This window comes from Methanolobus sp., assembly GCF_016278385.1.
In the GTDB taxonomy this organism is placed as follows: Archaea; Halobacteriota; Methanosarcinia; order Methanosarcinales; family Methanosarcinaceae; genus Methanolobus.
Genome location: NZ_JADQBY010000044.1, coordinates 42200 through 51451 on the forward strand (window position 1 = coordinate 42200; position 9252 = coordinate 51451).

The window sequence follows — 9252 nt, forward strand, 5'->3', positions numbered from 1 at the left end:
ATGCCTTTTGGAATGATAGAATGTAGTGTATTGAAGGATACAATTTGTAGCACAGGAATCTTAATTTGCAGCCTTCTGTTGTATCTTTAAATTATCATCAAGAGTGACAATTCCCACTAAACACAATTCCCATCTTTGATGGCTACTGGCATTACTGTGCAAACACTCACTTTTGTGAAAAACAATGCTGTTATTATATATAACAATTATTATACATACACTTGCATATATCTCGTGTGCTATATTTATATGAATATTATTGCACTGTTTACATTAACTAAAGTTGTAACCAATAAAATAAGAACAGATATTTGCGTAACACTTTCACCCCGCTCACATCACCCATATATACCCAAACTCCCAATTAACAATCCAATGACAGAATTCGAGAGAAAAGTAAAGATCATGACCCTGATTCGTAGCATGCAAAAAAGGGATGCATCAAGCAGAGAAAAGGTAAAAATGCAAACTCTTTTTTAAACTTTTGTAGTTCACCGTAAACTATACCTATTAACCACCTCATGAGATAAACAATGTCTTTGAGCAGCATCAGGATTAAAGGTGCTAAGGAGCACAATCTTAAGAATATAGACCTCACTCTGCCTCGTGACAAACTTATAGTTATCACTGGGCTTAGTGGATCGGGTAAATCTTCACTTGCTTTTGATACCATTTACGCTGAGGGGCAACGCAGATATGTGGAATCACTTTCTGCATACGCCAGACAGTTCCTTGGACTTATGGAAAAACCAGATGTTGAATACATCGAAGGTCTTTCCCCTGCCATATCTATCGAGCAGAAAACTACCAGCAAGAATCCACGCTCTACAGTAGGTACTGTTACTGAAATTTATGATTACCTGAGATTGCTTTTTGCCCGCATAGGAATAAGGCACTGCCCAGAATGTGGGCGTATTATTGAAACTCAGAGTGTTGACCAGATAGTTGACAGCATCATGAACCTGCAGGAAGGTACGAAAATACACGTACTTGCCCCGCTTGTGAGAGAAAGAAAAGGAGAGTACAAGAAACTCCTTATCGACCTGCGCACCGAGGGTTTCACACGCGTACGTGTGGACGGAGAAGTTCATCTACTGGAAGATGCCGAGAATATAGAACTCGGTCGTTACTTTAAGCATAACATTGACATTGTTGTGGACAGGCTTGTAATCAAGAAAGGAATTGAGGAAAGGCTATCCGATTCTGTGGAAACAGCTCTTGAGAAAAGTGGAGGGACACTTACAGTTCAGATTATCGATGGCGAGGAACTTACATTCAGTGAGAAACTTGCATGTACTGAATGCGGGATTGGTTTTGAAGAGATGGAACCGGCAGCATTCTCATTCAACAGCCCGCAGGGTGCATGTCCGCAGTGTCACGGACTTGGAACTTCCATGGAATTCGATCCTAGCCTGATAGTTCCCGACAGGGCACTCTCGCTTAACAAAGGAGCAGTGGAACCCTGGTACAGCAAGAAGGCTGACGGATATTACATGCAGTCACTTCAATCACTGGCGAATTACATGGAATTCTCAATGGATGTCCCATTTGAGGAGCTGAAACCTGAGGTACAACATCTCATATTCTACGGCAGTGAAGAACTCATACCTTTCGTGCATGTGGGAAAGAACGGCGGTATGTGGAAACACAAAGGACGCTTCAAGGGAGTCATTGCAAACCTCTCTAAGATATATGAAGGCACGGAATCAGAGACCAGTAAGGACAAAATGAGCAGGTACATCAGCACAAAACCATGCCTGACCTGCCATGGCAAGCGACTAAAACCAGTAAGCATTGCCGTAACCATTGATGAAAAAAACATAATCAACGTAACTGAAATGTCCGTTGAGGAAGCATTGGAATTCTTCAAGGAACTGGAAACTAAACTCAACAGCAGGGAATACACCATTTCCCGCCTGATACTCAAAGAGATCAAGGCAAGGCTTGGTTTTCTGGTTGATGTGGGTCTGGACTACCTGACACTGAGCAGGTCTGCTGCAACGCTTTCTGGGGGTGAGGCACAGCGTATCAGACTTGCAACACAGATCGGATCCAGCCTTATGGGTGTGCTCTACATACTTGACGAACCAAGTATCGGTCTTCACCAGAGGGATAATCTCAGGCTCATTACAACACTAAAACATCTGAGAGACATAGGAAATACCGTGATCGTTGTCGAACACGATGAGGAAACTATAACCAGTGCCGACTATGTTGTTGATATGGGGCCCGGGGCAGGCATACATGGCGGAGAGATCGTTGCCGAAGGCACTCCTAAAGAGATAATGAAGAACGAGAGTTCCACAACCGGTAAATATCTGAGCGGAAAAGTGAAGATTGAAGTCCCGGAAAACAGAAGGGAGGCTACCGGCATCATAATCCTCAGGGGTGCCAGCCAGAACAACCTCAAATTAATTGATGTGGAATTCCCACTTGGGGTCCTTGTCTGTGTTACCGGGGTATCAGGTTCAGGAAAAAGTACACTTATCAATGAGACTCTCAACAAAGTACTCGCAAAGAATCTTAACAGGGCAAGGGAAATACCCGGAAAGTACACATCCATAGATGGGCTGGAAAATGTAGACAAGGTCATAACCATAGACCAGTCACCCATCGGCCGCACACCAAGATCAAATCCTGCAACTTACACTAACCTTTTTACTCCTATCAGGGAACTCTTTTCCCAGACAAAGATGGCACGTGCCAGGGGTTATAAACCAGGACGTTTTAGTTTCAATGTTCGTGGCGGCAGGTGTGAAGCATGCTCAGGTGATGGCATAATCACCATCGAAATGCATTTTTTGCCTGATGTTTACGTTCCATGTGAAGTATGTCATGGAAAACGCTACAACAGGGAAACCCTGGAAGTAACCTATAAAGACAGGAATATTGCTGAGGTTCTTGACATGACTGTTGAGGAAGGCTTTGAGTTCTTTGAGAATGTTCCAAAAATCAGCAAAAAACTCCAGACACTAAACGATGTTGGTCTTGGCTACATAAAACTGGGACAATCGTCCACTACACTGTCAGGCGGAGAAGCACAGAGAGTAAAACTTGCAACTGAACTAAGCAAACGTTCTACCGGTAAGACTGTTCACATACTTGATGAACCAACAACAGGACTTCATTTTGATGATGTAAAAAAGCTACTTGAAGTGCTGCAACGACTTGTAGATGCCGGCAATACCGTAATAGTCATCGAACACAACCTTGATGTGATCAAAACTGCAGACTGGCTAATTGATCTTGGACCTGAGGGTGGAGACCGTGGCGGGGAAGTCATTGCACATGGAACTCCTGAAGAAGTGGCAAAGAGCGATATTTCCTATACAGGGATGTTTTTGAAGAAAATGCTTTCATAAAACTCAGACAACTCCTGTTTATTTTCATTTGTTTTTTTAGAGACTGTAGGATAATACTAGATAAAGTTTTCATCCTAACAATTAAAGAGCAAATTTGAAAGCATGAACTCGTTTTTGGGAGAGTCCGTCATCTGATTGATATTTCTGCCAAACAGACCATTAATATCCGCTTAAATACCATAGCCTCATTCAATGTTTTTTCCTTTTCAACATAATCTCCCACAGTTATCGCAACTCATTTTAACAAATCTCTTGAGATTTACCACAATTCCAGTTAACATTGCCTGAACATTTAGTTTCTCTATTCCCACATAACTTTGCTCTTTCCAGTCCATGAAATCTTTTCATATCTCCTTGTTTTGGTTCGATGTGTGCTCTCATTTTCATGTCATCTTTAAAATCAGGAGATTCACTATATCTCTTAGCCTCCTCAAAAATAGAATAATGTTTACTTACTGTGATAGTCTTGTGGTCAAGTTTTGCACAGTTTTGTTTCAAAGTGCAGTTATGACAATCACTTTGATGAAATGATAAAGAAGTGTGCCCGTTTTCTTGTTGTAATTTGAGATTATTGTTCTGTAACCAGCAGGACAGGTAACACTCAATTCATCTATCATGAAATTGCTTGTGAGTAATAATCACCAGACGTATTTGCATCCTTACTCACTAGTGCAATTTATAATGCCAACTATTGTTGGTATAATAAGCACGTCCCAGCTTTGAAATATCGTTTATGCAGCGAAAGTGCAGGAATTGGCAAATAAGGCGCTTTCTATGTTCAGATAGTTTTCAATTGAATCCTCAAAGTGGACCCTTCCACACATTATAAATCTTTAAAACATAAGAGGACATGCATATGATATTTATAGCGATTACCTCTCGCCAAAAAAAAGGAAAAGCTTTTAAACTGAAGTTTTAATTAGAAGGCTTCTTTTTTGTCAGTATACTTTTTTAGTGGGTAATTCACTTATTCAATCAACTTTCCATAATTCTCAACATAATCTACCATATATGCAGTTACATCGATCATATCCTTTACAAGATATTCACCCTTTTTTCTTCCTTCTTCTTTCAAACTAGGATTCCTAATAAGTTCAGACACTTTTTCAATCGAACTGGCCTGTCCACCCTTATCGAGTTTGAAATTGTATACAAGGTCATATTTTTCTTCTTCTTCGTCAGTGTATCCCCTACCAGCAAAATCACAAAATATTGAATGGGTCCCCAATATGGCGCATTCTGATGCCATGGTAGCACTTTCTCCATAAAGAAGAGTTGCATAGTAAAGAAGGTCATGCATTTTTTCAGGAGAAACAGAGACCCGGTATTGTTCAAATTCAGCATCCAGCGGTTTTTCAGATGTAATCATAACACGGCCATATTCTTTTAAAATCCTTATAGCCTCCCTTTTTGTTTCCAGTGTCAGACCTGTTTGTCCTACATCATGGTTTGCTTCCCATGAAACAAATCTTAAAACACTGAATGTGTCATTTTCTGTCAGTCCGATCTCCTGTAATGTCCCTGGATTGGGGCTGAAATAATCAGGATGCAAATATGCAAGTTCATGGTTTCCTTTGTATCGGATCTGCTTGGCACCCAAATCTCGTTTGAAACAAATTGGTGTTAGTATTGCATCCATAAATGGAAACACTATTGAATCCACAATTGTAGAATGCTCTGTATCATTAAATGAAATAGAGGAACTCCTGAAGAGTCTGCTCATATGTGCGGAAAAAGGAGAACCACGGGAGATAAACATATCAGGTTTGAATTTTCTTGCTATGCTGAACATCTTCAACTCTGATTCTATAAAGAAGGGAATTTTTCCAATTATTCCCTTTCCCCGGTTTACACCCAGTACCTCATACTTAAATCCATAAGCATCCAGTAAGTCAAGTGATACCTCTTTATCGACAGCACATACAAGTATCTCATGACCTTTTTTTTTAAGCTCCCATATCATGTTCTTAAAGTGGTGTACATGTGCAGGATGTCCGATTTCAACAATTATTTTCATCATTTCACCCGAAGTTCTTAAACAGTACATTACTGAACTGCTGATAGATTGGCATTGGGATTCTTTTCATCATATTAGTAGCAATTTTAAATTTCATGTTATCTCTGTTTTCAACAATGGACATTGGATTTTCCGGATAAAATGAATAATAAAGTTTTTTCTCGACGGTACCCCATCTGGATTTAAAGAACATTAAGCCCTCATTATCATATGATACTCTTCCAAGATCATAGTATTTGTAATTACTTTTTGATGAATCCTCAATCGTCTGCCAGTTCAATATATTATATGGTCTCATGTTGACAAATTCAGGATTTGACGCTGCATATCCTGCAATAACAGTATCCTTGTAATAAATTCGAATGCCGCCTGCAATCATCTCATCATTATATTCAACAATATAAAGTGAAATGTTTTCCTTAAAAATATCAAATAGGTTTCTGAAAAATTTCCACGGATGACAGGGCACACCTATTTCTTTTTTTGTCATAGAATTTATCTGATAAAATGATTTAAGGTCGTCCATATCCCTTGTGACCCGTACACTTAAGCCATTTTTTTTAGATTGTCTGGTGCTCCTTCTTGCATTACTCGATAATTCTGTCCATAATACATCAACATTTTTGGAAACATCAAGTATGTAAGTCGAAAACGAATTGTTGATCTGGAACTTATTTGAATTGACACTATCCCGAATCTCAATATATTTTGCATCAATCGTTCCAAAAATATCCAGAGATCTATTTATCAAAGAATCAAATGACTCTTGATTACCAACCAGACCACATGAATGAGAAAATGGAGTGGAACATAGTCGATTGCCGGTTAATTTGCTTTTTATATAAAACAAAGGTAACATGCCTGTTATCTGCCCCGTATCATCCTTTGCAAAGATATGAAGTGGCTCATAAGCAAAAGTATCCTTTAAAAACCTCTTCCATTCGGGAGTGTGGTAGATAGTTGCTTCATCGCAATTATCCAAAAATGATTTCCATTCCACCTCGCTGACATCGGTCACAATATCCATCATTTTCGCATCCACCTCAAGATAGCTTTTGCAGAATTATATCCAAGATCCAGTACCCAGGCAAAACTCCAGCCTGAAAGATTTGCGGACCATCTTTCCGGATGTAAGGTTATATACAAATTATCAACCTCCCCTCTTTCTATTAATCCTATTAGATTGTCAGTTGTGTCTGCAAAGATCCTTTTATTCTTTCCCGGAATAAAGTCTCTCAAATTGCTCTTTGAATTCCAGCCTCTTCCTGTATCAGTGAAATAATTCAACTCATCACCAACGGATAGATAGGCCTCACCAAGAATTCCGAAATCCCTGAAATCATATTTATTCCATAAGTCTCTGTTATCATGTTTTGACAGTGAGGCACCATGCATACATATGGTTTTAAGAGTACATATCTCCCTGAACCTGTTGACATCCTCTTCAAATAAGCCAATCGCTTTTTCATAGTCACCATCTGCAGTGCTTAAATTCTCATAGTGATAACCAACTTCATGTCCCATCTTTTCTATTTCCTTGATGATTTGAGGAACAAAAACATTATTTTTGGTTCGGAAATAATAAGTTGCCTTTAACCCAAGATCCTTTTCGACATGAGCAGCCCTCAAACCTGCTTTTGGCCATTTATCAATATCATGACGCATGATAACAAAACGCTCAGGAAGGTCATTTCTTGAAGACAAATAATGTTCCATGGTGACAGGCACATAGTTGTTATTCACTAATGCGGAACACAACTTGTGAAACTTAACAATCGTAAAATCAAGTTCATTAAAATCTAACATTGAATACCCCAGGCAAAATTAAAATTCTATAGGATTCATACAACTTACGTAATTATAGTGTACCAACATAGTTTTCCCAAAGTTTGCTATCTGATCTACATAATAGTACAAACTCCATTCCATTATATGTGATGACCATCTTTCCATAAGTATTAGCATATATATTTTCTAATTTCTTGCTTCCAATTAATTTGATAAGATTATTAGTGTGTTGACAAGGACATTTTCGTTCTTTTCAGGTATAAAATACCTGATATTTTTCCCATGTGCTCATGTCCTCCCATTATATAATAATTACATGTGGATAATAGTATAATAGCTTTTGTCTAAATAATATGAGGTTATCTGGAGGATATCTAATTAGCTCCAAAATTCTCCTATTCCAATTAGACAACTTATGTTGGAAAAAGCTAGGAGTGAAGTTTTGAAATCGGCTCATTGTTAAATCGTGAATATGCAATGATCAGAAGATGTCTGCTTATTAGTTCATAACTTAGCTATGTATTAAATTAAGTATGGATAACAACTTCTTAACCAGATATCCGAAAATCAAGAGGAAAAACTATAAAGAAATGATTTAATGTGTTTAAATTTCTAACATAGTGCCTCATGTGCATAAAGTAAGAATTATGCTGATTATGATAATAAAACGAGCTTTGTACATTATTACCATATTTGTAGTTTTGATGGTATCCCATATCAATGTTGGTGGTGCATCTGTTGTATATGTTGCTGATGATGGAATCGATGATCATGTAGAAATTAACAAGGCGCTTGATTACGTTGAGTCTATTGGCGGAACAATCTATATGAAGTCAGGTACTTTTGTTAATAGTGGTCCCCTTAATGTAGCTTCTAACACTATTTTGACAGGTAGTTATTGCTGTTTAATCAAAAAGTAAATAGTAAATGGAGGCGCTTTACATGCGCCTTTTTTAATTCCTGTATGAATATCACATTATTGATCAATTATTTTTATAGCTACCTTTTTTAGTTAACTGAGAATAACAAAGCTCTTTCGAAAGAGATGGACATCCTTACAAGTACAAAATCGAAATGATTATGTTGCCTGGTCATATGACAAATCTTATGATATCTTTTTTAACCTTCTCTTTGAGGTTAAGCAGAAAGTATTATTAATATCATGTTCCATGTCCATAATCAGTTAGCATGTCAAAGAGACTTCACTAACTATTTTAGGACCACCCGTTTGTTTTCTATTGCTATTGTTTATATCGATAAAAGTGATTTAATGTGTATTCTGCATTCTCAGGAAGTTCATCATACTTCATTCAAACCGCCGATGGTATAATAAGACAATTTTACTGTTGAATAAATGTAAGTACGCTTTCATATTTTAGTGCCAAACTTATGGACATACATGCACATGGAGTTTATATTCATGTGCACGATTAGTATATTTTGATTAATATGGCAAAACGAAAGATGTTAATGGGTGCAATTTTTGTTTTTTTACTTGTATCATTTACTGCTCTGGGTAGTGCAACTACTGTATATGTTGCTACTGACGGCAGTGGTGATTACAATTGTGACGGAAAAGATGACCACGTACAGATAAACCAGGCACTTGCTTATATCCATTCAATAGGCGGTGGAACAGTCTATCTGAAATCAGGTACTTACAGTGCAGGAGATCCTGTTAAGATAGGTGATAATACTGAACTTACGGGCGATTCTAATGCAAAACTGATGATAGAAAACAACGCATATTTTGGAAACTATGTCCCTCTTATAAAAAATATGGGTTCAGTTGGAAATATCAAAATTCATGGTTTTGAACTAGATGGTAACTATGAAAATAATGATGAACAGATACTTGGAGTACCTATGTATTATATGTTGATTTTCATCCAGGATGTCGATAACATTGAAGTCTATGACATGTATATGCATGACAATGCATACGATTTGACACACTTTAACCGATGTTCAAATGTGTCTGTCCATGATAATATAGGAAGGAATCAAGGACATGAATTTATCTGGGTCTTTTACTGTGATGGTGTAGAGGTCTACAACAATGATATGTCTACTCAGATTAATACG

At 37.8% G+C, this 9252-nt stretch carries 7 protein-coding genes; 3 read left to right on the forward strand and 4 right to left on the reverse strand.

The window, feature by feature from the left end; genetic code table 11:
• The first annotated feature begins 533 nt into the window (after nucleotides 1–533).
• Nucleotides 534–3362: an excinuclease ABC subunit UvrA gene (uvrA, locus tag QZZ23_RS13840; protein WP_292471274.1), complete on the forward strand. Its 2829-nt coding sequence runs from the start codon at nucleotides 534–536 to the stop codon at nucleotides 3360–3362.
• Between the two features lie 240 nt (nucleotides 3363–3602).
• Here the strand turns inward: uvrA and QZZ23_RS14745 are convergent, their stop codons facing one another.
• From QZZ23_RS14745 to QZZ23_RS13860, 4 genes are all read right to left on the reverse strand, one after another.
• A complete protein-coding gene (locus tag QZZ23_RS14745) occupies nucleotides 3603–3968 on the reverse strand; it encodes a transposase (RefSeq protein ID WP_366931364.1) in 366 nt (121 codons plus the stop codon).
• Between the two features lie 361 nt (nucleotides 3969–4329).
• Nucleotides 4330–5379 (reverse strand): DUF354 domain-containing protein, encoded by a 1050-nt coding sequence (locus QZZ23_RS13850; protein ID WP_292471278.1) that lies wholly within the window; start codon nucleotides 5377–5379, stop codon nucleotides 4330–4332.
• 4 nt (nucleotides 5380–5383) lie between these two features.
• Nucleotides 5384–6409: a GNAT family N-acetyltransferase gene (locus tag QZZ23_RS13855; protein ID WP_292471281.1), complete on the reverse strand. Its 1026-nt coding sequence runs from the start codon at nucleotides 6407–6409 to the stop codon at nucleotides 5384–5386.
• Nucleotides 6406–7185, reverse strand: a complete 780-nt coding sequence (locus tag QZZ23_RS13860) for a hypothetical protein (protein WP_292471284.1) — start codon at nucleotides 7183–7185, stop codon at nucleotides 6406–6408. The genes QZZ23_RS13855 and QZZ23_RS13860 overlap by 4 nt, the downstream gene beginning before the upstream one ends.
• A gap of 686 nt (nucleotides 7186–7871) precedes the next feature.
• On the opposite strand from QZZ23_RS13860, the gene QZZ23_RS13865 reads away from it, so the two are divergent.
• Nucleotides 7872–8087 carry a hypothetical protein gene (locus tag QZZ23_RS13865; protein WP_292471286.1) on the forward strand — a complete coding sequence of 72 codons (216 nt, stop codon included), beginning with the start codon at nucleotides 7872–7874 and terminating at the stop codon, nucleotides 8085–8087.
• Between the two features lie 529 nt (nucleotides 8088–8616).
• The coding region (locus QZZ23_RS13870) for a glycosyl hydrolase family 28-related protein (protein ID WP_292471288.1) at nucleotides 8617–9252 on the forward strand (636 nt) is incomplete at its 3' end.